The 25,532-nt window shown below is 58.7% G+C and carries 22 protein-coding genes and 1 tRNA gene; 16 read left to right on the top strand and 7 right to left on the bottom strand.

Annotated elements, in window-relative coordinates; genetic code table 11:
* The first annotated feature begins 94 nt into the window (after positions 1–94).
* The 3 genes from L972_RS09035 (at position 95) to L972_RS09045 (ending at position 3,372) form a co-directional block, all read left to right on the top strand.
* Positions 95–1,129, top strand: a complete 1,035-nt coding sequence (locus tag L972_RS09035) for a sensor histidine kinase (protein ID WP_005334126.1) — start codon at positions 95–97, stop codon at positions 1,127–1,129.
* Entirely contained in the window at positions 1,126–2,469 is a 1,344-nt protein-coding gene (locus L972_RS09040) for a sigma-54-dependent transcriptional regulator (protein WP_047437660.1), read from the top strand. Before L972_RS09035 ends, L972_RS09040 begins: the two co-directional genes overlap by 4 nt.
* Before the next feature lie 141 nt (positions 2,470–2,610).
* Positions 2,611–3,372, top strand: coding sequence for a Nif3-like dinuclear metal center hexameric protein (locus L972_RS09045; protein ID WP_047437661.1), 762 nt, complete (start codon positions 2,611–2,613; stop codon positions 3,370–3,372).
* Between the two features lie 117 nt (positions 3,373–3,489).
* On the opposite strand, the gene purN is transcribed toward L972_RS09045, so the two are convergent.
* Together purN and purM are read right to left on the bottom strand one after the other, a co-directional pair.
* The gene (gene purN / locus L972_RS09050) at positions 3,490–4,128 is read right to left on the bottom strand and encodes a phosphoribosylglycinamide formyltransferase (protein WP_047437663.1); all 639 of its coding nucleotides are present in this window, start codon (positions 4,126–4,128) and stop codon (positions 3,490–3,492) included.
* Entirely contained in the window at positions 4,125–5,162 is a 1,038-nt protein-coding gene (gene purM, locus L972_RS09055; protein ID WP_042080181.1) for a phosphoribosylformylglycinamidine cyclo-ligase, read from the bottom strand. Before purM ends, purN begins: the two co-directional genes overlap by 4 nt.
* A 177-nt stretch (positions 5,163–5,339) precedes the next feature.
* Here purM and upp point away from each other — a divergent pair, with 177 nt between their 5' ends.
* From upp to hda, 3 genes are all read left to right on the top strand, one after another.
* Positions 5,340–5,966: a uracil phosphoribosyltransferase gene (upp, locus tag L972_RS09060; RefSeq protein ID WP_005334115.1), complete on the top strand. Its 627-nt coding sequence runs from the start codon at positions 5,340–5,342 to the stop codon at positions 5,964–5,966.
* A gap of 150 nt (positions 5,967–6,116) precedes the next feature.
* Positions 6,117–7,136 (top strand): DUF2066 domain-containing protein, encoded by a 1,020-nt coding sequence (locus tag L972_RS09065; RefSeq protein ID WP_047437665.1) that lies wholly within the window; start codon positions 6,117–6,119, stop codon positions 7,134–7,136.
* Between the two features lie 102 nt (positions 7,137–7,238).
* Positions 7,239–7,940 (top strand): DnaA inactivator Hda, encoded by a 702-nt coding sequence (gene hda / locus L972_RS09070; RefSeq protein ID WP_013723920.1) that lies wholly within the window; start codon positions 7,239–7,241, stop codon positions 7,938–7,940.
* Between the two features lie 106 nt (positions 7,941–8,046).
* Here the strand turns inward: hda and aceA are convergent, their stop codons facing one another.
* From aceA to L972_RS09085, 4 genes are all read right to left on the bottom strand, one after another.
* Complete coding sequence (gene aceA / locus L972_RS09075) at positions 8,047–9,360, bottom strand: isocitrate lyase (RefSeq protein WP_047437668.1); 1,314 nt, start codon at positions 9,358–9,360, stop codon at positions 8,047–8,049.
* Positions 9,361–9,433: 73 nt separating this feature from the next.
* Positions 9,434–11,041: a malate synthase A gene (gene aceB, locus L972_RS09080; protein WP_047437670.1), complete on the bottom strand. Its 1,608-nt coding sequence runs from the start codon at positions 11,039–11,041 to the stop codon at positions 9,434–9,436.
* 687 nt (positions 11,042–11,728) lie between these two features.
* Positions 11,729–11,869, bottom strand: a complete 141-nt coding sequence (locus L972_RS21640) for a hypothetical protein (RefSeq protein ID WP_005334106.1) — start codon at positions 11,867–11,869, stop codon at positions 11,729–11,731.
* A 223-nt stretch (positions 11,870–12,092) separates the two neighbouring features.
* A tRNA-Pro gene (locus L972_RS09085) sits at positions 12,093–12,169 on the bottom strand.
* A 249-nt stretch (positions 12,170–12,418) separates the two neighbouring features.
* Here L972_RS09085 and tadA point away from each other — a divergent pair.
* The 9 genes from tadA to L972_RS09130 all read left to right on the top strand — a co-directional run bounded on the left by tadA (position 12,419) and on the right by L972_RS09130 (position 23,526).
* Complete coding sequence (gene tadA / locus L972_RS09090) at positions 12,419–12,976, top strand: tRNA adenosine(34) deaminase TadA (protein WP_047437672.1); 558 nt, start codon at positions 12,419–12,421, stop codon at positions 12,974–12,976.
* A gap of 204 nt (positions 12,977–13,180) precedes the next feature.
* Complete coding sequence (locus tag L972_RS09095) at positions 13,181–15,418, top strand: ABC transporter permease subunit (protein WP_047437674.1); 2,238 nt, start codon at positions 13,181–13,183, stop codon at positions 15,416–15,418.
* 17 nt (positions 15,419–15,435) lie between these two features.
* The gene (gene pstA, locus L972_RS09100) at positions 15,436–17,085 is read left to right on the top strand and encodes a phosphate ABC transporter permease PstA (protein ID WP_047437676.1); all 1,650 of its coding nucleotides are present in this window, start codon (positions 15,436–15,438) and stop codon (positions 17,083–17,085) included.
* Positions 17,086–17,218: 133 nt separating this feature from the next.
* Positions 17,219–18,037, top strand: coding sequence for a phosphate ABC transporter ATP-binding protein PstB (gene pstB / locus L972_RS09105; RefSeq protein WP_005334102.1), 819 nt, complete (start codon positions 17,219–17,221; stop codon positions 18,035–18,037).
* Positions 18,038–18,122: 85 nt separating this feature from the next.
* The gene (phoU, locus tag L972_RS09110; RefSeq protein WP_005334097.1) at positions 18,123–18,833 is read left to right on the top strand and encodes a phosphate signaling complex protein PhoU; all 711 of its coding nucleotides are present in this window, start codon (positions 18,123–18,125) and stop codon (positions 18,831–18,833) included.
* Between the two features lie 190 nt (positions 18,834–19,023).
* Complete coding sequence (locus tag L972_RS09115; protein ID WP_005334094.1) at positions 19,024–20,343, top strand: hemolysin family protein; 1,320 nt, start codon at positions 19,024–19,026, stop codon at positions 20,341–20,343.
* A gap of 19 nt (positions 20,344–20,362) precedes the next feature.
* Positions 20,363–20,905, top strand: a complete 543-nt coding sequence (locus tag L972_RS09120) for a hypothetical protein (RefSeq protein WP_041202118.1) — start codon at positions 20,363–20,365, stop codon at positions 20,903–20,905.
* 293 nt (positions 20,906–21,198) lie between these two features.
* Entirely contained in the window at positions 21,199–22,101 is a 903-nt protein-coding gene (locus L972_RS09125) for a homocysteine S-methyltransferase family protein (protein WP_047437683.1), read from the top strand.
* A gap of 9 nt (positions 22,102–22,110) precedes the next feature.
* Positions 22,111–23,526 (top strand): basic amino acid/polyamine antiporter, encoded by a 1,416-nt coding sequence (locus tag L972_RS09130; protein ID WP_047437685.1) that lies wholly within the window; start codon positions 22,111–22,113, stop codon positions 23,524–23,526.
* Between the two features lie 95 nt (positions 23,527–23,621).
* Here L972_RS09130 and L972_RS09135 read toward each other — a convergent pair whose 3' ends face one another.
* Positions 23,622–24,461, bottom strand: coding sequence for a sterol desaturase family protein (locus L972_RS09135; protein WP_047437687.1), 840 nt, complete (start codon positions 24,459–24,461; stop codon positions 23,622–23,624).
* 168 nt (positions 24,462–24,629) lie between these two features.
* Here L972_RS09135 and L972_RS09140 point away from each other — a divergent pair, with 168 nt between their 5' ends.
* Entirely contained in the window at positions 24,630–25,421 is a 792-nt protein-coding gene (locus tag L972_RS09140) for a substrate-binding periplasmic protein (protein WP_047437689.1), read from the top strand.
* The last annotated feature ends 111 nt before the right edge of the window (positions 25,422–25,532 follow it).

The raw sequence follows: 25,532 nt of genomic DNA on the forward strand, positions 1-25,532 counted from the left end.
TGACGCAAATACGCAATCCATTGTTTTAGTTAACATAATTTAGTGGCATGGAAATTGAATAACCTGACCCAATAGCCAGTTTGAGGTCAGGTTTATGACAATCCAGCAGCAGGACATGCCACTCCAGTCCCACGAAGTGAGCCAGCTCTATGCCATCTTCAAGGCGCTCCCCACCGGGGTGTTGCTGCTTGACGGGGCAGGGGTGGTCACCCGCGCGAATCCGGCGGCCATCTCCTTGCTGGGGGAGCCGTTGGAAGGGGAGCTCTGGCGCCACATCATTGCCCGCTGCTTTGAGCCGCGCGAGGATGATGGCCACGAGATCTCCCTGCGCGACGGGCGCCGGGTCCAGCTCTCGACCCAACCGCTGCCGGATCAGCCCGGCCAGCTGGTCTTTATCAATGACCTGACCGAAACCCGCAAACTGCAAGACCGCATCAACCACATGAAGCGGCTGTCGGCGCTGGGCAATATGGCGGCCTCGCTTGCCCACCAGATCCGCACGCCGCTCTCCGCTGCCATGCTCTATGCCGCCAACCTGGCCAACCGCACCCTCAAGCCGGAATCTCGCACTCAGTTTCAGCAAAAGTTGATGGCCCGTTTGCAGGATCTGGAGAAGCAGATCAACGACATCTTGCTGTTTGCCCGCAACGGTGACAATCAGGTGGTCACCCCCATCTCGGTACAAGGGCTGCTGGCCGAAGTGCAGGCCGGAGCCGAGGCCTTCTGCCAGCAGCAAGGCTGCGAGCTGCACATGGAGGCGCCGGAGCCCGATCTCTGTCTGCTGGCCAACAGCAGTGCGCTGGCGGGTGCCATCAACAACCTGATTGCCAATGCCCAGCAGGCAGGGGCCACGTCACTCTTGGTCAGCGCGGTGCGCAGCGGTGCCCGGGTGGAGATGCGGGTCATCGATAATGGCAAGGGGATCCCCTCCCATCAGCTCGGTCAGGTATTCGAACCCTTCTTTACCACTCGCTCCCAGGGCACTGGTCTCGGTCTGGCGGTGGTGCAATCTGTAGTGCGTGCCCATCAGGGGGAGGTCGGTGTGGCCTCGGTTCCCGGTGAAGGCACCTGCTTTACTCTGTCGTTCCCCCTGCACCAGCAACCGGTGCAGCTTGGAGGTGTAGCATGACACAGGCCAGGATCCTGGTAGTTGAAGATGACAATGGCCTGCGCGAAGCGCTGGTGGATACCCTTTTGCTCGGCGGTTATGAGTGCCGTGAAGCGGACAGTGGCGAGCGGGCTCTGCTGGCCCTCTCCCGTCAGCCATTTGACATGGTGATCTCTGATATCCAGATGGGGGGGATGGACGGCCTCACCCTGCTGGCCACCATCCGCCAGCAATATCCGCAGATACCTGTGCTGCTGATGACCGCCTACGCCTATATCGACGGTGCAGTGCGCGCCATGCGTGAAGGGGCCATCGACTATCTGGCCAAGCCATTTTCGCCGGAGGTGCTGCTCAATCAGGTCAGTCGCTATGTGCCCGCCCAGAAGGTGGAGAAACGCGCCGTGGTCTACGGGGACCCCAAAACTGCCGAGCTGTTCCAGCTGGCGACCCGTGTTGCCAGAAGCGAAGCGACCGTGATGGTGACAGGCCCGAGCGGGACGGGTAAAGAGGTGCTGGCCCGTTACATTCACGATAACTCCAGCCGCGCCGAGCAGCCCTTCGTCGCCATCAACTGTGCCGCCATTCCGGAAAACATGCTGGAGGCGACCCTGTTTGGCTACGAGAAGGGGGCTTTCACCGGTGCGGTACAGGGATGCCCGGGCAAGTTCGAGCAGGCGCAGGGGGGCACCCTGCTGCTTGACGAGATCACCGAGATGGATCAGGGGCTGCAAGCCAAGTTGCTGCGGGTGTTGCAGGAGAAAGAGGTGGAGCGGCTCGGCAGTCGCAAGATGATCCCGCTGGATGTGCGGGTCATCGCCACCAGCAACCGGGATTTGAAAAAAGCGGTGCAGGATGGTCAGTTCCGCGAAGATCTCTACTATCGCCTCAACGTCTTTCCGCTGCGCTGGTCTGCCCTGTGCGAGCGGCCCGGCGACATTCTGCCGCTGGCGGAGCATCTGCTGGCGCTTCATGCCTGTCAGCAGGGGTTACCGACACCACAGTTGACGGATGCCTCGCGGGATCGGCTGCTGGCCCATCCCTGGCCCGGCAATGTGCGGGAGCTGGACAACGTGGTACAGCGCGCCCTGATCCTCAGCCCCGACGGGGTCATTGATTGTGACCACCTTATTCTGGAGGAGCTGGATGAGCAGGAGATGGAGTTTGTCAGCGTGGAGCGCAGCTATGGTGGCGATCGCCTCGGCAGCGAGCTCAAGCAGCAGGAGCACCAGATCATCCTCGACACCCTGCAAGATTGTAACGGCAGCCGCAAGGCGGTGGCCGACCGACTCGGCATCAGCCCGCGCACCCTGCGCTACAAGCTGGCCCAGATGCGGGAGGCGGGGATCGATCTGCCAGCCTGAGGCCAGGAGGGAAACCGAACTGTGTGGGGGCTGTCATGGTCTTGACGGCCCGGCTCGATTATCATGGGGCCCTTGGCGCTTTGAGCCTGGGCCCTGTTTTTATTGGTAAAGCAGGGGACCGAGCCTTAATAAGGGACCCCTATGATCTCTCATCGAAAACTCGAAACCGTACTGAACCATCTGCTCGAACCGCACGCCATCAAGGATTACTGCCCCAACGGCTTGCAAGTGAAGGGGCGTGAGCGTATTCGCAAGGTAGTGACCGGTGTCACCGCCAGTCAGGCGCTTATCGACGCGGCGGTGGCTGCCGAGGCCGATGCCATTCTGGTCCATCACGGCTACTTCTGGAGCGGTGAACCGGCCCAGATCACCGGCATGAAGCAGCGTCGGCTCAAGACCCTGCTGACCCACGATATCAACCTGTTTGCCTACCATTTGCCGCTGGATGTCCATCCTGAGGTGGGTAACAACGCCCAGGTCGCTAAGCTGCTCGACATCAAGGTGCGTCGCGGTCTGGAGCCGTGGAACAGCAAGAGTGTCGCCATGGTGGGCAAGCTGGAAGAGCCGATGAGCGGTGCCGACTTTGCCAAGCTGATTGCCGAGCGCCTTGGCCGTGAACCACTCTATTGTGGCGATACCGGCCCCGAGCTTATCCGTTCCGTGGCCTGGTGCACCGGCGGCGGTCAGAGCTACATCAATCTGGCGGCGGAGCAGGGCATCGATGCCTTTATCTCCGGTGAAGCCTCAGAGCAGACCATTCACACCGCCCGCGAGATGGGGATGCACTTCTACGCCGCGGGCCATCACGCCACCGAGCGTTACGGCGTCAAGGCGCTGGGGGAGTGGCTGGCGACCGTGCATGGGTTGGATGTTACCTTTATCGATATCGACAATCCGGTGTAGGGTCGCTTGGCCGCGTAGCGGCGTAATCGGACCTGACCTAAGCCATCGTGTGGTAGGTAGAAACAACAAGGGAGGCCTAAGCCTCCCTTGTTGTTTCTGACATGCAGTTGTTAGCGGTTACTCGCAGGCGTAACCAGCGGGGCCCAGCAGGGCGCCATCCAGTTGCACGACGCCATCCACCATCTGCAGCCTGCCTTCGCAGAACCAGCGTACCACCAGCGGATAGATGCAGTGTTCCTGCGCCTGCACCCGTGCTGCTACCTCGTCCGCCGTGTCCCCTTCAAAGATGGGTACGCGGGCCTGCAGGATCACCGGGCCCCCGTCCAGCTCTTCGGTCACGAAGTGGACGCTGGCGCCGTGTTCACTGTCACCGGCATCTATGGCGCGCTGGTGGGTGTGCAGGCCCTGATACTTGGGCAGCAGGGAGGGGTGGATATTGATCATCCTACCGGCGAAATGGCGCACCAGATCGCCGCTCAATATCCGCATAAACCCGGCCAGCACCACCAGATCCGGCTGATAGTCTGCCATCAGCGCCAGCAGGGCGGCGTCATACTCCTCCCGGCTGGCAAACTGCTGCTGGGCCAGAATGGAGGTCGCCACGTCTGCTTCTTTGGCGCGAACCAGACCATAGGCATCGGCCTTGTTGCTGATAACGCCGACCACTTCACCGGCAATCTTGCCGCTGGCGCAGTGGTCGAGGATCGCCTGCAGGTTGCTGCCGCTGCCGGAGATTAGGACGAGGATCCGCATCATTTGATGACGACCTGCTCCTCACCGTCTGCTGCCTTGGCGATATGACCGATGTGCCATGCGTTCTCGCCTTCCGCCTTGAGCAGGGTCAGCGCCTTCTCCAGCTGGTTGGCGGGCAGGGCGATGATCATGCCGACACCGCAGTTGAAGGTGCGATACATCTCGTGACGGGTGACGTTGCCAGCCTGCTGCAGCCAGCTGAACACCGCCGGCCACTGCCAGCTCTGCTCGTCGATCACCGCTTGAGTATTGGCAGGCAATACGCGGGGGATGTTCTCCCAGAAGCCGCCACCTGTGATGTGGGACAGGGCGTGGATCTCGCACTCCTTGATGAGCTTGAGCACAGGTTTCACATAGATGCGGGTCGGCTCCAGCAAGGCATCTGCGAGGGTGCGGTCACCCAGCGGCTGATGCACGTCGGCTTTGGAGACTTCCAGAATTTTACGGATCAGGGAGAAGCCGTTGGAGTGAGGGCCGCTGGCGGCCAGGGCGATCAGGGCATCCCCTTCACCGACCTTGCTGCCGTCGATGATTTCGCTCTTCTCCACCACACCGACGCAGAAACCGGCGATGTCGTAGTCTTCCCCTTCATACATACCCGGCATCTCGGCTGTCTCGCCGCCCACCAGGGCACAGCCTGACTGCTCGCAACCGGCACCGATCCCGGTGACCACCGCGGCCGCGGTGTCCACGTCCAGCTTGCCGGTCGCATAGTAGTCGAGGAAGAACAGCGGCTCGGCGCCCTGTACGATCAGGTCATTGACGCACATGGCCACCAAATCGATGCCCACGGTGTCGTGCTTCTTCAGGTCGATGGCCAGCCGCAGCTTGGTGCCCACACCATCGGTACCGGAGACCAGTACCGGCTCCTTGTAGCCCGCAGGGATTTGACACAAGGCCCCAAAGCCGCCAAGACCACCAAGGACTTCAGGACGACGAGTGCGCTTTGACACGCCCTTGATACGTTCAACCAGTGCATTGCCGGCATCGATATCTACGCCAGCATCCTTGTAGCTCAGTGAGGTTTTGTCAGTCACGAGTATTCCCCGTCATGTAAAGAAGTGGAGGGTAAAATTCGGGGCGTATTCTAACAGTGGCGGTGAAAAACCAGAAAGGAAATCGTTTGCGCGTTTTTGCGCGGAAATGCTCTACAAGCGGTGGCTTTTGTTGTATGATTCCGCGATTTTTTTTGCGGCAGGTTAGAGGAGATAATAATGAAAGTCGTTGAAGTCAAACACCCCCTGGTCAAACACAAGATCGGTCTGATGCGTGAAGGCGATATCAGCACCAAGCGTTTCCGTGAACTGGCCAAAGAAGTGGGCAGTTTGTTGACCTATGAAGCGACCTCTGACTTCGAAACCGAGAAGGTTATCATCGATGGCTGGAATGGGCCAGTAGAAGTTGACCAGATCAAAGGCAAGAAGGTAACCGTTGTTCCTATCCTGCGTGCCGGCCTTGGCATGATGGATGGCGTGCTGGAGCACATGCCGAGTGCCCGCGTCAGCGTGGTCGGTATCTACCGCGATGAAGAGACCCTGCAACCGGTTCCCTATTTCGAGAAGATCGTCAGCAACATCGAAGAGCGTCTGGCGCTGGTCATCGATCCGATGCTGGCCACCGGTGGCTCAATGATCGCCACCATCGATCTGCTGAAGAAGAAAGGCTGCCAATCCATCAAGGTGCTGGTACTGGTTGCCGCGCCAGAGGGAATCAAGGCGCTGGAAGCCGCTCACCCTGACGTAGAGCTCTATTGCGCTTCTGTCGACCAGGGGCTGAACGAGAAAGGCTACATCGTGCCGGGTCTGGGCGATGCAGGCGACAAGATCTTCGGTACCAAGTAAGTTGACACCTTAACCTGCTTCCCATGTGGAAGGGGTGATCGGAGCCGGCGCATCGCCGGCTCTGCTGTTTGTGGCAGCTTGTGCCAGCCTTGCCGCAAGATGCGCCTTGCCGCTACCATAAGCACACTCTCCCATTTCGAGACTCTGTTCATGTTCAAAAGTGTTGTGACCGCCCTTTGCTGCGGCTTGTCATTCATGGCCTCGGCCGCTCAGGTGACCGACCTCTATCAGGGCAAGGCCCCGACCAGTGGCGATATGGTGGCCGCTCAAGGGCAGGCTCTCGGTCAGGTGCTGATCAAGGTGACCGGCAAGCGCGACATCCTCACCCAGCCGGTGGTGGTCAAGGCGCTGGCGGCCCCGGGCGACTATGTCAAAAGCTATGGCTATCAGGATCAGGACTCCGTCAAGTATCTGAAAGCCGAGTTCAAGAGTGACAAGGTCAACAGCCTGGTCTCCGAGAGCCAGTATGCCCTGCTTGGCCCGGCTCGTCCCCAGATGGCCATCTGGCTGGTGGTGGATCAGGGTGAGCGTCGCTTGCTGGCGGATCAATCCAGCGATGGTTGGGCGCAAGCCTTGCGCGAGCAGGCCCAGACGCTGGGGCTACCCATCAGCATTCCGCTGATGGATCTCGATGACAACATGGCGGTCAGTGCCACCGACGTCTGGGGACGCTTTGCCGACCCTATTTTGCAGGCAAGCCAGCGCTATGGCGCCGAGATGGTGGTGTTGGGCAAGCTGACACCGGAAGGTGACAAGTGGAGCATCGATTGGGGACTCTACGGCCCCAAAGCGGCCGGTGAAGTGACCGAGCTGACCCGTGGCAATAGCACCGGCACTCAGGCCGAAGTGGCGCAAGGGTTTGCCGATACCCTGGCGGCCTGGCTGGTGAAAAACTACGGTGCACGCATTTCTGGTCCGGCAACCAGCCAGACCCTGGTGGTGGATGGCCTCTCCGAAGTGGACAGCATGATCGCCGTGCAGAAGATGCTGCAGGGGATGGCCAACGTCAGCAAGGTGACGATCGGAAAGCTGGAGGGGGACCAGGTCACCTTCAACTTTACCCTGCAAGGGGATCAGGCCGAACTGGTGAGGGCGCTGCAACTTGAGAGTCGTTTGCGCAAGGTTGACGATAATGGCAGCGGTTTGCGTTACCAATGGTCGCAGCCCTGATTTTATAAGGCTTTTGTAGACCGCCCGGCCTGTCCGGGCGGTTCTCTATCTGCCTTTGCGATGATACACTTAGCCACAAATGTCACAGTCAAAGCCCAACGAGTGAAGCAACCGGCCCAACTGTCTTTAGCCGTACAACTACCGGATGATGAAACCTTCGTCAGTTTTTATCCCGGCAACAATGCTCATCTGATCACCGCCCTCAAGAATGCGGCCATCGGTCAGGGATCGCCTTTCCTCTATTTCTGGGGAGCCAAGGGATCCGGACGCTCTCATCTGCTCCACGCCACCTGTGCCGAGGTCAACGCCCGCGATGCAGCGGCGGCCTATCTCTCCCTCGACCAATTTGAACAACTCGATCCCAGCATGCTCGATGCCCTCGAAAGCCTGCCGCTGGTCTGTCTCGACAGCCTTGAGGCGATCGCCGGCAATGCCGTGTGGGAGCGGGCGCTGTTCGATTTCTACAACCGCTGGCAGGAGAAGGGGGAGGGGACGCTGGTGGTCACTGGCTGCAGCGCGCCGCGCAAACTGGGGCTGCAACTGCCGGATCTCGCCTCGCGCCTTGACTGGGGGGTGAGTTTCCATCTCGAAGAGCTGGATGACGAAGGCAAGCTCAGTGCCCTGCAGCTGCGTGCCGAGCTGCGGGGCTTCAAACTGCCCATCGATGTGGGCCGCTTCCTGCTCAACCGACTCTCCCGCGATATGCGCACCCTGCTCACCACTCTCAATCAGCTCGACAACGCCTCATTTCGCGCCAAGCGCAAGCTGACCATTCCCTTTGTCAAAGAGATCCTCGAGCTCTGAGCCTCTCGACTGTGTGCGGTTGTGCGCCTGACTTTCGTTTGAATTACAGATAACAAGAAACCCCGGCATCAGGCCGGGGTTTTGCTATTTCAAGGCTGCTCTCTTATTAGTGGAACTGATCTTCTTCGGTGGAGCCGGTCAGCGCGGTGACCGAGGATTGGCCACCCTGAATGACGGTGGTCACCTTGTCGAAGTAACCGGTACCAACCTCCTGCTGGTGGGCCACGAAGGTGTAGCCACGGCTGGCGGCGGCAAATTCCGGCTCCTGCACCATCTCAACGTAGTGCTTCATCCCTTCGCCACGGGCGTACTGGTAGGCCAGTTCGTACATGTGGAACCACATGTTGTGGATACCTGCGAGGGTGATGAACTGGTACTTGTAGCCCATGTCGGAGAGCGCCTGCTGGAAGCGGGCGATGGTGGCATCGTCCAGATTTTTCTTCCAGTTGAAGCTCGGGGAGCAGTTGTAGGCCAGGATGCGGTCCGGGAACTTGGCCTTGATTGCTTCGGCAAATTTACGCGCTTCGTCCAGATCCGGCTTGGCGGTTTCACACCACACCATGTCAGCGTAGGGGGCGTAAGCCAGACCGCGAGCGATGGCCTGATCGATACCGGCACGCACCTTGTAGAACCCTTCAGCAGTGCGATCACCAGTCAGGAAGTCTGCATCGTACGGGTCGGCGTCAGTGGTCAGCAGGTCAGCGGCGTTGGCGTCGGTACGGGCGATCACCAGAGTGGTGGTGCCGCACACATCGGCTGCCAGACGGGCGGCAATCAGTTTTTGCACCGCTTCCTGAGTCGGTACCAGCACCTTGCCACCCATATGGCCGCACTTCTTGACGGAAGCGAGCTGATCTTCGAAGTGCACGCCGGCGGCGCCCGCTTCAATCATCCCCTTCATCAGTTCGAAGGCGTTCAGCACGCCGCCGAAACCGGCTTCCGCATCCGCCACGATCGGCAAGAAGTAGTCGATAAAGCCCTCATCCTGCGGCCCCACCTTGTTTGCCCACTGGATCTGGTCGGCACGGGCGAAGGAGTTGTTGATGCGCTCCACCACGGACGGTACCGAGTTGGCCGGGTAGAGGGACTGATCCGGATACATGGTGGAGGACAAGTTGTTGTCCGCCGCCACCTGCCAGCCGGAGAGGTAGATCGCCTCGATCCCCGCCTTGGCCTGCTGCACTGCCTGACCACCGGTCAGGGCGCCGAGGCAGTTGACATAGCCTTTCTTGGCGTCGCCGTGGATCAGACCCCACAGCTTGTCGGCTCCACGCTGGGCCAGGGTGTGCACCGGCTGCAAGCTGCCGCGCAGGTTCACCACGTCTTCGGCGCTGTAGCCGCGCTTGATCCCTTTCCAGCGGGGGTTTTCCGCCCAGTCTTTCTCGATAGCCTGGATCTGTTGCTCACGGGTCAGTGCCATATCAGTTCCCTCTTTCATTGATTTCACGTTTCCATTGACTTGTTATTGGCGAGCCCCGCTGGGGGCCCGTGATTCAGAGCCGCTCGTAACCGGGCAGCGTCAGAAAATCGATCAGGGTGTCGGCGCAGGTGATCTCTTCCATCAGTTCACTCGCCTCGGCAAAGCGTCCTGCCTGCCAGCGCGTGGTGCCCACCTCGGCTTTGACTACCTCCAGCTCCTCGGCCAGCATCTGGCGGAACAGCTCTTTGGTCACTACCTTGCCGTTCGACAGGCTCTTGCCGTGGCGGATCCACTGCCAGATGGAGGTGCGGGAGATCTCGGCGGTGGCGGCATCTTCCATCAGACCATAGATGGGGACGCAGCCGTTGCCGTTGATCCAGGCTTCCAGATATTGCAGGGCAACCCGGATATTGGTGCGCATCCCCGCCTCGGTGCGCTCGCCCTCACAGGGGGCCAGCAGGTCGGTGGCGGTGATGGGAGTATCCTGCTCGCGCAGCACGCCTATCTGGTTCTTGGCACCAACCGCAATGGTGGCGTTGAACACCGCCATGGCGGTATCAGCCAAGCCAGGGTGGGCGACCCAGGTACCGTCGTGACCGTTGTTGGCTTCGCGCTCCTTGTCGGCCTTGACCTTGGCGAAGACCTGCTCGTTGATGGCCGCGTCCTTGGCCGGAATAAAGGCAGCCATACCGCCCATCGCCAGCGCTCCGCGCTTGTGGCAGGTCTTGATCAGCAGCCGCGAGTAGGCGGAGAGAAACGGCTTGTCCATGGTCACCACCTGACGATCAGGCAGTACCCGATCCGGATGGTTCTTCAAGGTTTTGATATAGCTGAAGATGTAGTCCCAGCGGCCGCAGTTCAGTGCCACTATGTGATCCTTCATCTGATAGAGCAGCTCATCCATCTCGAATACGGCTGGCAGGGTTTCAATCAGCACGGTGGCCTTGATGGTGCCACGGGGCAGACCAAACTTGTCCTCGGTCCAGGCGAACACCTCGCTCCACCAGCGCCCTTCCAGATGGCTCTGCAACTTGGGCACGTAGAAGTAGGGGCCCGAGCCTTTGGCCAGCAGCGCCTGATAGTTGTGCAGGAAGTAGAGGGCAAAATCGAACAGACCGCCGGGGATCGGCTCGCCATCAAAGGTGACATGTTTTTCCGGCAAGTGCAGACCGCGTACCCGGCAGATGAGTACCGCCGGATTGGAGGTCAGGGTGTAGGCCTTTCCTTCCGGACTGGTGTAAGAGATGGTCTCGTTGACTGCATCGCGCAGGTTGATTTGACCCTCGATCACCTTATTCCAGGCGGGGGCCAGTGAATCCTCGAAATCCGCCATGAACACCTTGACGTTGGCGTTGAGGGCGTTGATCACCATCTTGCGCTCGACCGGGCCGGTGATCTCCACACGGCGGTCTTGCAGGTCGGCGGGAATGCCGCGAATGGTCCAGTCACCTTCACGGATGTGGGCGGTTTCCGGCAGGAAGTCCGGCAGCTCGCCACCATCGATACGGGCCTGACGTGCCACACGTTGTTTCAGCAATTCCCCTCTTTGGGGAGCAAAACGTTCCACCAGTTCGGAGACCAGAGCCACCGCGTCCGGCGTCAGAATTTGCGCGTATTCGGGTAGCATCTCGCCCTGGATGCGAAGGCGGGCGCTGCAGTGGGTCTGAGCCGGTGCCGACATAAGGTTCACTCCTTTGAGAATTACATTTTGAACTTACTAACTACGACTAAAGTCGAATCCCTGTTCCTGAAACGTTCCCGCAACAACGGGGTAACACGATTGATAAGGTGCGAAATATTGTTGAGTACGTCAACAGTTTTTTTTAAACGCCTGTTTTTTGGATATGGTTAAGTTGATGTTTTTTATTGCTTTATTTGGTTGGTGTAAAAGCTCTACGCAGATGGTTATGCTCCTGCTTTTTCCCATCGGACAACGGCTAATTTGGGCCGTTACCCTGCACCTCATTTTGTGGCTTATTACGTAATAAAATTACAAATGCAAAAACAAATCCCGACCTAACTCCAGGCTTTGCCAAAACAGCTGTATAAATTGCGTTTGAATGTGGCAATGAATGTTTTGCTATTGCTAGACCTAGTTGGTGAACGTTCGTTTTAAACTTGGTGTGGTGATGCAGGCTCTTTTGGCACCAGCGGTTGCAACGATGGAAAGTGAAGCGCAATAACGTAGGTTTGTATCAATTGTCGGGGGGGATGCTGGAGAGGAAAGGGGGAGACGCATCAGTCAATAATACTGCCATCCTTGATAGAATTAGCAGTTTGTCGTTTTTTGCAGATTTCTCGCCAAGGGCCTGAAACGGAGAGCGTTGAACAGGCGATGTGCTGGTGATGAGCGGCCATCTGGCCGGGCTCAATAGTCATCATCCGGTTCGGCCAGATCGATCACATCCAGCTGGATGACCTGTTCATTTTCGCTTTCGGTGTGGCAAGGGGTGTCGTGAGGAACGGAATAAAGCGTAATGGCGGGTGCGAAATCGGTGTTCTGGTTCATGCCTGGTCCTGTGTTGCACGCAAGCCGGACAGTGATCCCTTCACTTGTGTTTCCACCTCCCTGTGTTGTCTACCGGCGGAAAGTTGCGCATCTTAATGAGTTCGGCAAAAAGATTCAAGTGGTTCTGAGCGTTTTTTGTTCTTGGTGGGCTGGCATCGTCAGGAGGATAAATCGGAGGCAAAAAAATAGCCCAGTCGTTTGACTGGGCTATTCTCGGGGAAAATGGTCGGTGTGAGAGGATTCGAACCTCCGACCCTCTACACCCCATGCAGATGCGCTACCTGGCTGCGCTACACACCGACGGAGTCAGACTCGGCTGACGGGGAGGAAGTCTAATAGCATGGCCAAACGGGTGCAACTCCTTTTTTATCATAGAGATGCCGATTGCTTCTTTATTGCTCAGTCGGGATGCGGCTTGGGTCTGACGTGCAGATTTGGCATAATCGCCGCCCTGTCACTGCGAGCTATCATGCCTGCTATCTATGGATTCATCTGACAGGTATGGATAGCTGGAATGTAAACAGCACAATTGAACAATATAAAGAGGGGATGGGCGTGAAACCATCAGAGGTCCCAGAAATACCGAGTCAGGCACAGAGTCAGATCGAGCAGGACGAACAGTGGATGCGCCATGCCATGGCATTGGCCGCCCGTGCCGAAGGGATTGGCGAGATCCCGGTCGGTGCCGTACTGGTGCTGGATGGTCAGGTGGTGGGCGAGGGGTGGAATCGCTCCATCAGCGAACACGATGCCTGTGCCCATGCCGAGGTGATGGCAATCCGGGCGGCGGGCCAGCAGCTGGCGAACTACCGGCTGCTCGACACCACTCTTTATGTGACGCTGGAGCCCTGCTGTATGTGTGCCGGTGCGCTGATCCATAGCCGGGTCAAGCGGGTGGTTTACGGCGCCCGAGATCTCAAGACCGGTGCCGCGGGGTCGGTGTTCGAGATCTTGCAGGACCCGCGCCACAACCACAGTGTCGAGCTGACCGGTGGTGTGCTGGCCGATGCCTGCTCGGCCCAGTTGTCGGCCTTCTTCAAGCGCCGCCGCGCCGAGAAAAAGGCGGCCAAACTGGCGTTGCAACAATCAAACGATACCCTTTCCTGAATCATTCGGGGGCAGCGCAGGCTGCCCTTGCTGATTGCCTTCATAAATATCCCTTTATAAACAATATATTACGCTCGCTCGCCTTCGAAAGGATCCCCGCCCATTTTTCCGTAAACAACCTCTGTTAAAGCACTCTCGATGTAACAAAACTGTCATGCAACCGCCATATAATGCCGCGAAGCCTAGCTTACATTGAGGTCTTGCATGTCATCGGAATCGTTAAACCTGGTCATGGCGGGCAGTAGAAAACGCCGGATCAAGGATAAATTGGCCAAATATGGCGTCACCACAGGCGGAGCCCTGGTACTGGTGGCGCTGCTGCTTATCTTCTTTTATCTGCTCTATGTGGTGAAACCCATCTTCAATGGCGCCTCCATGGAGCCGGCCACCTCGTTTACCCTGCCCGTCGCAGGGAAGACAGCCTGGCTCGGCATGGAAGAGCAGAACGAGATCGGCTATCGCTTCAGCGATAAAGGTCAGGTCAACTTCTTCGCGCTACAAGGAGATGACAAGATCAAGGTTGGCCAGTCACTGGGCCAAGCCCAGGTTGCTGGCGACATCAGCACGGCCACAACGCCGGCACCGGGCCAAAAGCTGATTGCCTACGGCTTTGCCGATGGCAAGGCACTGGTTGTCCAGCCTGCGTTCAAGGTCTCCTATCCCAACGATGTGCGGGTGATTGAACCCAGCCTGAAATATCCCTTCGGCGAAGAGCCTGTGGTGATCGACCCGCAAGGGAAGGCGCTGCAACTGATGGTGTTCGAAGCCACCAAGGACAAGATGGCGACCGCTGCCGTGACCGAAGATGGTCGTGGCGTGATGACTGTGATGAGCGGCGAGGAGAACTTCATCTCCGGGGAGATTGAGTGGAGCAGTGAAAACTACACGATTCCCTCTTTGCCGCGTCATGTGGATCAGATGTTGCTGACCCCCAATCTGCGGATCCTCTTTGTACGTCAGGGAAATCGTCTCTCCGTCTATGACATTCATAACCTGAGCGAGATCTCCTTGCGCAACGTGCTGGAGATCAATGCCACCAACGCCAACGTGACTCGGGTCGAGCTGCTGGCAGGCGCTTCTTCGCTGCTGGTAGGTAATGACAACGGTGTCATCTCCCAGTGGTTTGAAGTGGCAAAGGATGGCAAACGTCAGTTCACCCAGATCCGTGATTTCAAGGGTGATGGCGCAGTGGATCTGTTGACTCCCGAGCACTTTCGCAAAGGCTTCATCAGTGCCGACAAGGACGGCATCATCAGCTTCTTCCACGCCACCGGCGAGACCAAGCTGCTGACCGAGACAGTAGAAGGGGGGGAGCTTTCTGCCCTGGCCATCTCTCCACGCCACAATGCACTGTTGATGCAACAAGGCGACACCTTCAAATTGTTTACGGTTGAGAATGATCACCCCGAAGTGACCTGGTCTGCCCTCTGGCAAAAGGTATGGTACGAAGGGTATCCGGAGCCCCAGTATGTGTGGCAATCCACCTCCGCCAGCAACGACTTTGAAGCCAAGCTGAGTCTGGTCCCCCTTTCGTTTGGTACTCTCAAAGCCGCTTTTTATGCGCTGTTGTTTGCTGTACCACTCGGGATTGCCGGTGCCATCTATACCGCCTACTTCATGTCTCCGGGGATGCGCAAGTTTGTTAAACCGACCATAGAGATCATGGAGGCATTGCCAACTGTTATCCTCGGTTTCCTGGCTGGTTTGTGGCTTGCTCCCATTGTGGAAGATTACCTGCCGGGCATTTTTATGATGCTGGTGATGCTGCCGATGGGGATGCTGCTTGCAGCTCTGCTATGGCATCTGTTGCCTGACACTCTCAAGCAAAGTGTGCCTGAGGGCAGTCAAGCCGTCTTACTGATCCCTGTCGTTATTCTGATTGGCTGGATGGCTCTTACTCTCAGTCCTGTCGTAGAAAATGCGTTTTTCGGTGGTGATACCCGTAGCTGGCTCACCAATGTAATGGGGATCAAATTTGACCAGCGCAACTCGCTGGTGGTCGGTATCGCCATGGGCTTTGCGGTCATCCCCACCATCTTCTCCATTGCAGAAGATGCGGTCTTCTCGGTGCCCAAGCATCTGACTCAGGGCTCGCTGGCGCTGGGGGCCACCCCGTGGCAGACCCTGAGCCGGGTGGTGATCCTCACCGCGAGCCCGGGCATCTTCTCTGCGGTGATGATGGGGCTTGGCCGCGCCGTGGGTGAGACCATGATCGTGCTGATGGCCACTGGCAACACCCCCATCATGGATTTCTCCATGTTCCAGGGGTTGCGTACCCTCGCCGCCAACATTGCGGTGGAGATGCCGGAGTCGGAAGTGGGCAGCTCCCACTATCGAGTGCTGTTCCTCGCGGCCTTCGTACTGTTTGTGTTCACCTTTTTCTTCAACACCCTGGCCGAGTTTGTCCGCCAGCGGTTGCGTGAAAAATACAGCTCCATGTAACGGGCAAGGAATCGACAATGGGTAAGTGGTTTAAATCAGGGGCCCCCTGGATCTGGATGACCGGCGGTGCCGTCAGCCTGAGCCTGGTAGCGGTACTGGGTCTGTTGTTGCTGATCGGCTGGCGTGGTCTGGTCTACTTCTGGCCCCACCCTATCTATGAGTGGCAACTGGAAGATGCCAGCGGTAACAAGAGTGTGTTGGTTGGTGAAATCAATGACAGTGAGCTGGTGCCGGTTGAACGCCTGCGAGCCGCAGGATTGCCATTGGAAGGTGAAGAACGTGAGGTGTTGACCCGTTATCTGGTCAAGACCGGCAACCGCGAGTTCGTTGACCTCGATTTTCGCTGGGTTCTGGAGACTGATATCAAGTCTCAGGCTCTTCCTGTCGAGATGGCAATGATAGAGCGTACTACCAACGGCAACTTCTATGGCTATGTGGTAGAGGCCAAGGAAGATGGCGTCGTGTATGAGCAAGATTTGCACAAAGTGCTCAAGCGGATGCTGGCTCGAAGCAACGGTTTGTCTGAACAAGCCAATGAGTTACAAAAAGGCCCCATTGGCGCCATCAACTACCAATTAGAGAAGTTGCGCCTCAAGGAACGTAAAGCAGAGCTTGAAAATGAGCTGACTGATCAGCTCAAAGTGGAGCTGGCCAGCGAGCGTCAGGCCCTCAACGATCGTTATCAGGTGCTGGAAAAAGAGCTCTTCTCTCTGCGTAGCCAAGCCGATCGCGACGCCATCACCGTCAAGGATATGCGTGGCGAGCTGGTGACCATGCCGATGTCCAAGGTACTGGACGTGGTATGGCCCAACGACATGAGCCTGCTGGCCAAGGTGGGTCACTGGTTCCATCAGATTGGCAAGTTTGTTTCCGGTGAGCCTCGCGAAGCCAACACCGAGGGCGGGGTGTTCCCGGCCATCTTCGGTACCGTCTTCATGGTTATCCTGATGGCGATCATCGTGACCCCGCTGGGGGTGGTGGCAGCGGTTTATCTGCACGAGTATGCGGGCAAGAACAGTCTGACCAAGCTTATCCGCATTGCGGTGATCAACCTGGCGGGCGTGCCCTCCATCGTCTACGGCGTGTTTGGTCTGGGCTTCTTCGTCTACACACTCGGCGGTTCGTTAGACCAGCTGTTCTACCCGGAAGCGCTGCCGAGCCCGACCTTTGGCTCACCCGGCGTGATCTGGTCGGCGCTGACCCTGGCCATCCTGACCCTGCCGGTGGTGATTGTCTCCACCGAAGAGGGGCTGGCGCGGATCCCGAGCACCATCCGTCAGGGCTCGTTGGCACTGGGCGCCACCCAGGCCGAGACCCTGTGGCGCATCGTGCTGCCGATGGCGAGCCCGGCCATCATGACCGGCCTTATTCTGGCGATTGCCCGTGCGGCCGGTGAAGTGGCGCCGCTGATGCTGGTGGGGGTGGTGAAACTGGCGCCGACCCTGCCGATGGATGGCAACTTCCCGTATCTGCATGTGGAGCGCAAGTTCATGCATCTGGGCTTCCACATCTATGACGTCGGCTTCCAGAGCCCCAACGTCGAGGCGGCCCGCCCGCTGGTCTACGCCACCTCCTTCCTGCTGGTGACGGTGATCGTGGGTCTGAACCTGACCGCTATCGGTATTCGTAACCACTTGCGCGAGAAATTCCGGTCGCTGGAGCATTAATCCGGCGCCGCATGAGTGATACAAGAGTGAGATAACAGAGGGGCGGCCGAGCGCGAGCCGCCATCTCTGTGCACCAATACGTGAGGGGCGCCGGCAGCTGTCCGGCCACTCCAGATAGATTTTGAGGTAACAGATGATCAACGTAACGACCACGTCTACCCAGCACACCGCGCTGGACCTGCTCAACCTGACCCCGGAGCAGACCGCGCTGGAGGTGAAGGATCTCAACCTGTACTACGGCAGCAAGCAGGCGCTGTTCAACGTCAACATGAAGATCCCCAAAGGGCAGGTGACCGCCTTTATCGGCCCGTCAGGCTGTGGCAAATCGACCCTGCTGCGCTGCATCAACCGGATGAACGATCTGGTGGAGATCTGCCGCATCGAGGGGGAAATCCAACTGCACGGCCACAACATCTATGACAAGAGCGTTGATGTTTCCGCCCTGCGCCGTCAGGTGGGCATGGTGTTCCAGCGCCCGAACCCGTTTCCCAAGTCCATCTACGAGAACGTGGTCTATGGTCTGCGCCTGCAGGGGATCAACGATCGTCGCACTCTGGATGAAGCGGCCGAGCGCTCCCTGCGTGGTGCGGCCCTGTGGGACGAGGTGAAGGATCGTCTGCACGACAACGCCTTCGGTCTCTCCGGTGGTCAGCAGCAGCGTCTGGTGATTGCCCGTGCCATCGCCATCGAGCCGGAAGTGTTGCTGCTCGATGAACCGACCTCGGCGCTCGACCCCATCTCCACCCTCACCATCGAGGAGCTGATCAACGAGCTCAAGAGCCAGTTCACCGTGGTGATCGTGACCCACAACATGCAACAGGCTGCGCGCGTGTCGGATCAGACCGCCTTTATGTATATGGGCGAGCTTATCGAGTACTCGGATACCAACACCATTTTCACCACCCCGGCCAAGAAAAAGACCGAAGATTACATTACCGGTCGTTACGGCTAAGGAGAGGAGAGGATGAATCTCAGCAAACAGATTGGCAGTCGGTTCAACGGCTAAGGCATAATCGGAGCAATCAAGGATTATTTGTATGGACAATATGAACCTCAATAAACACATCTCCGGTCAGTTCAATGCCGAGCTAGAGAGCGTGCGCAACCAGGTGCTGGTGATGGGCGGTCTGGTGGAGCAGCAGCTCACCGACGCCATCGCGGCGATCCACGATCAGGATCTCGATGCAGCGCGGAAAATCGTGGCCAACGACCACAAGGTCAACGCCATGGAAGTGGCGATCGACGAGGAGTGCACCCGCATCATCGCCAAGCGTCAGCCGACTGCCTCCGACCTGCGACTGGTGATGGCCATCATCAAGACCATCACCGACTTGGAGCGCATTGGCGACGTGGCCGACAAGATCGCCCGCATGCTGACCGACAACGCCAACAAGCCGCAGCCGCCGCTGGTGTCGCTGGAGAACATGGGCCGTCGCACCATCAAGATGCTGCACGATGTGCTCGACGCTTTCGCCCGCATGGATCTGGATGCAGCGCTGGCGGTCTACAAAGAAGATGACAAGGTAGACCGGGAGTACGAGTCCATCATACGCGAGCTGATGACCTATATGATGGAAGATCCCCGCACCATCCCCCAGGTGCTCAACGTGCTGTGGGCGGCGCGAGCCATCGAGCGGGTTGGCGATCGCTGCCAGCACATCTGCGAGTACATCGTCTACTACGTGAAAGGCAAGGATGTGCGCCACACCAAGGCGGACGATCTGGGCACCCTGCTGGGCAAGGGCTAACCGGAAGTGAATAAAAAGGCGCGTGAAGCGCCTTTTTTGTTGCATAACTGGTCGGAGTAAGATAAAGCCCCCAACTGGCTGTTTTCTGATAGAATACTCCCCCTGTGTGAGTCCCGGATGGGCTCACGGTCCGGTCTCCCGGGCCCAGTTTGCCGTCTTGTGCTAAGGCGGGTGTAGCAATAGGTTAATCATGAGTTTTGCCGATAGTTTGTTCTTTTTAATGCTGCTGGTTGGCGGCAGTGTGTTCTTCTCCCTCTCCGAGATCTCTCTCGCCGCGTCTCGCAAAATCAAATTGCAGGTGATGGCGGATGAAGGTAATCGCCAGGCCGAAAAGGTGCTGGCCCTGCAGGCCCAACCGGGCAACTTTTTCACCGTGGTGCAGATTGGCCTCAATACCGTCGCCATTCTGGGCGGTATCCTGGGTGAGTCTGCCCTCAACCCCGCCATCAAGGGGATTGTCTCCCAGTTCTATCAGGGCCCCTGGCTTGGCGAGATCAGCTCCGGTGCCTCCTTCGTGTTCGTCACCGGCATGTTTATCCTGATCGCCGACCTGATGCCCAAGCGTCTGGCCATGACCATGCCCGAGCAGATTGCCGTGGTGGTGGTGCGCCCCATGCTCTTCTTCGTCACCGTGTTGATGCCGCTGGTGTGGGTCTTCAACGGATTGGCGAACTCCCTGTTCCGTCTGATGCGCGTCTCCACGGTGCGTAACGACGAGATCACCTCCGACGATATCTATGCGGTGATGGATGCCGGTGCCGAGGCGGGGGTTATCCAGCGCGAGGAGCATCAGCTCATCGAGAACGTGTTCGAGTTGCAGTCCCTTGGTGTCACCTCTGCCATGACGGCCCGCGAGAGCCTCATCTACTTCACCCTGCAAGAGAGCGAAGAGAGCATCAAGGCCAAGATCGCCGAGCATCCCCACAACAAGTTTCTGGTCTGTGACCACAACCTCGACAGCATCAAGGGCTTTGTCGATGCCAAAGAGTTGCTGATCCGCGTTATCGGCGGCCAGAGCATCGACCTGATCGGTGGCAACCTGGTGCAGAACGTCATCATCATCCCCGATACCCTGAACCTCTATGAGGCGATGGAGTACTTCAAGAATCATCGTGGCGACTTTGCCGTGGTGATGAACGAGTACGCGCTGGTGGTGGGGATTGTCACCATGAACGACCTGATGAGTACCGTCATGGGCGAGTGGGCCACCCACGTGGTGGAAGAGCAGATCGTCCAGCGCGACGAGAACTCCTGGCTGGTGGACGGGGTCACCCCCATCTCCGACGTGATGCGCGCCTTCGATATCGAAGAGTTCCCTGAGAACCAGAACTACGAGACCATCGCCGGCTTTATCATGTACATGCTACGCAAGATCCCCAAGCGCACTGACTCGGTCAAATACGCCGGTTACAAGTTCGAAGTGGTCGATATCGACAGTTACAAGATTGATCAGCTGCTGGTTACCCGGGTCGAACCGGCTGTGGCCGAGAAGCCAGCTCAGGAATCGTAAAAGGAGCGACATAAGAGTCATGAAGATGCAGTCTCATTCCCGTGCGCTGGCCTGTGTCGCGCTCGCCTTGGCACTGGGTGCCTGTAGTCAGAGTGCGCCGCGCAAAGCCACAGTGGCAGCCAAGCCGGTAACCCCCAAGCCTGCCGTGGTCGTGCCGCAACCGGATCCCGATGCGGTGGTGCAAAGCGGCATGGCCGAGCCGAGCCCGGTCTTTGATGAGCAGTACCACGGCCCGGATCAGGGCTCGCTGGAGTCGGTGACCGCCCTGTTTGCCCGTGGTTACATCGAGTCCGCCATGCGCGAGACCATGCTGGCTGCGGTGCACAATGACTATCCGCTGCTCGGCATGCGGGATGTGCGGTTGACCGATCCGGTCTCCAAATTCCTCACCTCCGAGCATGCGGCCACCACGGCCCATGACTACCTCTATGCGGGTGTGCAGCGTCGCCTCGGTCGTCCTCTCAGCCCTGCCCAGTGGGAGCAGATCTGGCGCGGTTTGCCGCAGCAGGGTCGGGTCTCCGACTGGGTCAAACAGATTAAGCGAGTGCTGGCCGGGCGTTAAGTTACCAGCGGATCAAGATAGTGATGAGGCCACCTTCGGGTGGCCTCTTGCATTTCTGCGTTTACATCGCCGGTCGCACGCTGATTTCTGCTGATACTGATTGCCGCCCGTGGCGCTTTGCTTTATCTTGTTTTGGCCATCTAAACATCTATATGTTTTTATGGCTGTGTAATAAAAGGGCTTCCCAGGATGAAGCGGGACGATCTGCAGCGATTCGATGCGAAACCGCAGATCAACAAAACAAACAGATAAATACGCAAATAAACAACGCACATAACAAAGAGACACGACAGATGAAAACCAGGGAATTGTGGGTGCTGGATGGGGGCATGGGGCGCGAGTTGGCACGGCGGGGGGCACCGTTTCGTCAACCCGAGTGGTCGGCGCTGGCCTTGATGGAGGCGCCAGAGACGGTGCGTGACGTGCATCAGGCCTATGTAGCGAGCGGGGCCAGGGTCATTACCACCAACAGCTATGCGCTGGTGCCGTTTCATATCGGCGATGAGCGTTTCTTTGCCGACGGGGAGGGGTTGGCAGCGCTGGCTGGTCAGCTGGCCCGTGAGGTGGCTGACGCGCAGAAGGGCGCCGTGCAGGTGGCGGGTTCTCTGCCACCGTTGTTTGGCTCCTACCGTGCCGATTTGTTCAAGGCGGACAGGGTGAGCGAGCTGGCGACGCCGCTTATCCGGGCGCTATCCCCTTATGTGGATATCTGGTTGGCCGAGACCATGAGCCTGATTGCCGAGCCACTGGCCCTGAAAGCGCTGCAGCCGGAAGATGGCAAGCCGTTCTGGGTCTCCTTCACGCTGGAAGATGAGGCGCCTGGCAACGAGCCGCGACTGCGTTCCGGCGAGCAGGTGGCCGATGCAGTGACCGCGCTGGTGGCGGCCGGGATCGATGCCATCCTGTTCAACTGCTGTCAGCCCGAAGTGATCGAGGGGGCGCTCAAAGTGGCCGGTGACGCTTTGCAAGAGCAGGGCCGCACCGATATTCGGCTAGGTGCCTATGCCAACGCCTTCCCGCCGCAACCCAAGGAGGCCACCGCCAACGATGGGCTGGACGAGATCCGTGCCGATCTGGGGCCGCTGGATTATCTCGGCTGGGCCGAGCGCTGGCGCGCGGCCGGGGCGAATTTGATCGGCGGTTGCTGCGGTATCGGTCCCGAGCATATTCAGGCGCTGAGCCGCCGGTTGCGCTAAGGAGCTTCCATGAAAGAGAACAAGATTGGGCTCTGGTCTCTCACCGCGCTGGTGTTCAGCTCCATGGTGGGGGCGGGGATCTTCAGCCTGCCCCAGAATATGGCCGAGGTGGCTGGCGCCCGCGCCGTGCTGATCGGCTGGGGCGTGACGGGGGTGGGCATCCTGGCGCTCGCCATGAGTTTTCTCTATCTGTCGCGACTCAGGCCGGATCTCGACGGCGGTATCTACAGCTACGCCCGCGCCGGTTTTGGCGAGCTGGTGGGCTTCTTCTCTGCCTGGGGCTACTGGCTCTGCGCCACCATCGGCGTGGTGGGTTATCTGGTGATCGCCTTTGCGGCGCTGGGCAGCTTTATCGACACCCCCGAGCAGATCTGGTTTGGTGAGGGCAACACTCTGGCAGCGTTTGTCGGCGAGTCTTGCATCCTTTGGGCGGTGCACCTGCTGGTGGCCCGCGGCGTGCAGCAGGCGGCGCTATTCAATCTGGTGGCGACCCTGGCCAAGAGCCTGCCGCTGCTGCTGTTTATCCTGTTTGCCTGCTACTTGTTCGATCCGGTCACCTTCGCGGCGGATCAGCAGGGCAGTAGCCTGGCGGTGCCGGTTTCCGAGCAGGTGCGCAACACCATGCTGATCACTCTCTGGGTCTTCACCGGTATCGAGGGGGCAGCGGTGCTGTCGGCCCGCGCCAGAAACCGGCGGGATGTGGGCACGGCCACCGTACTGGGGGTCGTGTTGGCGCTGCTGCTCTATGTGCTTATCTCGGTGCTGGCGCTCGGAATATTGAGTCGGCCCGAGCTGGCGGCGCTGCCCAACCCCTCCATGGCTGGGCTGATGGCCCAGATGACCGGCTCTTGGGGCAAGCTGCTCATCAGCCTCGGCCTGATCGTCTCGGTGCTCGCCTCCTACGTTAGCTGGACCCTCTTCTCGGCGGAGGTGCCGTTCAGCGCGGCCCGCCACGGCGCGTTTCCCGCCATCTTCCGGCGCCAGAACCGCAATGGGACGCCTATCGCCTCACTCTGGCTCACCAGCCTGACGGTGCAGACTTGCCTGCTGTTGGTGTGGCTGCTCGGCAAGGGCTACACCAGCCTGCTGCTTATCTCTACCTCGATGATTTTGGTGCCCTACCTGCTGATCGGTCTGTTCTTGCTCAAGCTCTCGTTCAGCAAGAAGGGTGAGGGCGGGCAGGGCCGCGGTCTGATGCGGGCGGTGGCACTGGTATCGAGTTGTTACGGTTTCTGGCTGCTCTATGCTGCCGGGGTTGAGTATCTGCTGCTCTCCTTACTGCTCTACGGGCCGGGTCTGCTGCTGTTTCTCTACAGCCGTCGTCAGCTGGGCACAGATCTTTGTCTGAGTGGTCGCGAACGGCTGTTGGCCGGAGTGACCTTGCTGAGCCTGATCCCCGCCGTCTGGTCGTTCGCCCATCTCTGACATCGAAGATGTGACTGACCATAAGAGAGCGCCACTGTGGCGCTCTCTTGTTATCAGGGACTTGCTATCCGGGAGTTGCGATTCGGGGCGAAGGCTCAGCGGCTGGCAGGTCCGGCCGGTTTGCCAAACAGCACCGCGAGTTTTTGTCGCCAGGGCAGGTCACGGGCGTCACGCAGCATGTCGCGCCACTCATGGAAGGTGAGAGTGAGGGGGTTGAAGCTGTGGATCGGCTTGGTGATGCCGAAGCGGCACGGCTCGGCAGGGTCTTCTTCCACAAAGGTGCCAAACAGCCGATCCCAGATGATCAGTACCCCGGCGAAGTTGCGGTCTATGTACTTGGCGTTGCTGGCGTGGTGCACCCTGTGGTGGGAGGGGGTGTTGAAGACCCACTCAAGCCAGCCGAGCTTGCCCACCACCTGGGTGTGGACGAAGAACTGGAAACCGAGGCTCAGCAGCACGGTGGCGACCACCGCCTCGGGCGGGAAGCCGATAACGATCATCGGGATCCAGAACAGCCACATGCCGGAGATGGGATACATCAGGCTCTGGCGAAAGGCGGTGGAGAGATTGAGCCGCTCCGAGCTGTGGTGCACCACGTGGGAGGCCCACAGCCAGCGAACATGGTGGCTGGTGAAGTGGAACAGCCAATAACAGAGATCCTGCAGCAGGAAGAGCAGCAATACGCTCCAGAAGGTGAGCTCGATATCGAACAGTCGCCAGCCCCAGAGGGTGTCATACAGATAAGCAATGGCGATGGCCGCCAGCGCATCGCCCCCTTGGTGCATCAGGGCCAGCGTAGCGTTGGCGAACAGATCCCGCCACTGGTAGGTGGCAGTGGGAAAGGCTGCGCCATGTTTGCGCAGGTAGAGCATCTCCCAGCCGATAAAGGCCAGAAAAACCGGGGAGAGGTAGAGCAAAAGCAGTTGCACATCCATATGCGGCCATCCATTCAGAGCAATTGCTCTCCAGCATAAAGGATGGCTTTAATAATTCATTAACATTTTTCTGCCAACGAAGAGATGGCATGAATTATGGCGCGGCAGCAGAGGAAGGCGCGCTGGATGGCTATGCTTGATGCAGGCTTTTTCAGGAGGTGCTGGCTTATGCGCGTCTGGTATTGCTTGTTGCTGGGGTTGTGCATGATGGCGCACGCCAAGACCCGGGTCGAGATCCTGGCGGATGCCGCCTATCCCCCCTACTCCTGGCAGGAAGGGGAGGAGGTCAGGGGGATCTATGCCGACATCATCCGCGAGGTGACCTCTGCCATGCCTGACTATGAGGTGGTGCTCAAGCCTATGCCGTGGCGGCGCGGTCTGAGCATGGTGGAACAGGGGACCGCCTTCGCCATTTTTCCACCCTACTATATGCCCGATACCCGCCCTTATATGTGGCCCTACTCCCAGCCGATGCTGGATGAAGAGTTGGTGGTGATGTGCGGCGCCAGTGTGGCGGCCAATACCCCGCAGGCCAGGTTTCCGCTCGACTATCACGGTTTACGCTTTGGCATGAACGCCGGTTTTGCCGTCGGTGGCGATGCTTTCTGGCAGGCGGTGAAGCAGAAGCAGATCGACGTGGAGGAGGTGAAAAGCAATCGGGAGAACCTGCTCAAGATTGTCCGCGGCAGGGTCGATTGCACCATCAATGATCGTCTCTCCCTGCTCTATGAGTTGCTCAACATGATAAAGGCCGATCAGCTGGCGGTGGCCGATATGTCCCTGCTCAAACAGGGTCCGGTGCTCAGCAAGGAGCAGGGGTTTCTCGGCTACAGCCGCAAGGGGGAGTACCCCTACAAACAGGCCTTTATCGACCAGTTTGACAAGGAGCTCTATCAGCTCAAAAAACGTGACGGGGTGAAAGTGATCGTGGAGCGCTATCTGGGAAAGTCCCCGCGCTGAGCCGATGAGATGGGCACTCGGGTTCAGCTGGGTTGAGTCTGCTCAGCGTGATGCAAAAAAAGAGAGCTGAGGTATCCTGATTTTCACAGACAGTTCCGATTGTTACGATGA

The organism is Aeromonas sp. ZOR0001, from assembly GCF_000801015.1.
In the GTDB taxonomy this organism is placed as follows: domain Bacteria; phylum Pseudomonadota; class Gammaproteobacteria; order Enterobacterales; family Aeromonadaceae; genus Aeromonas; species Aeromonas veronii.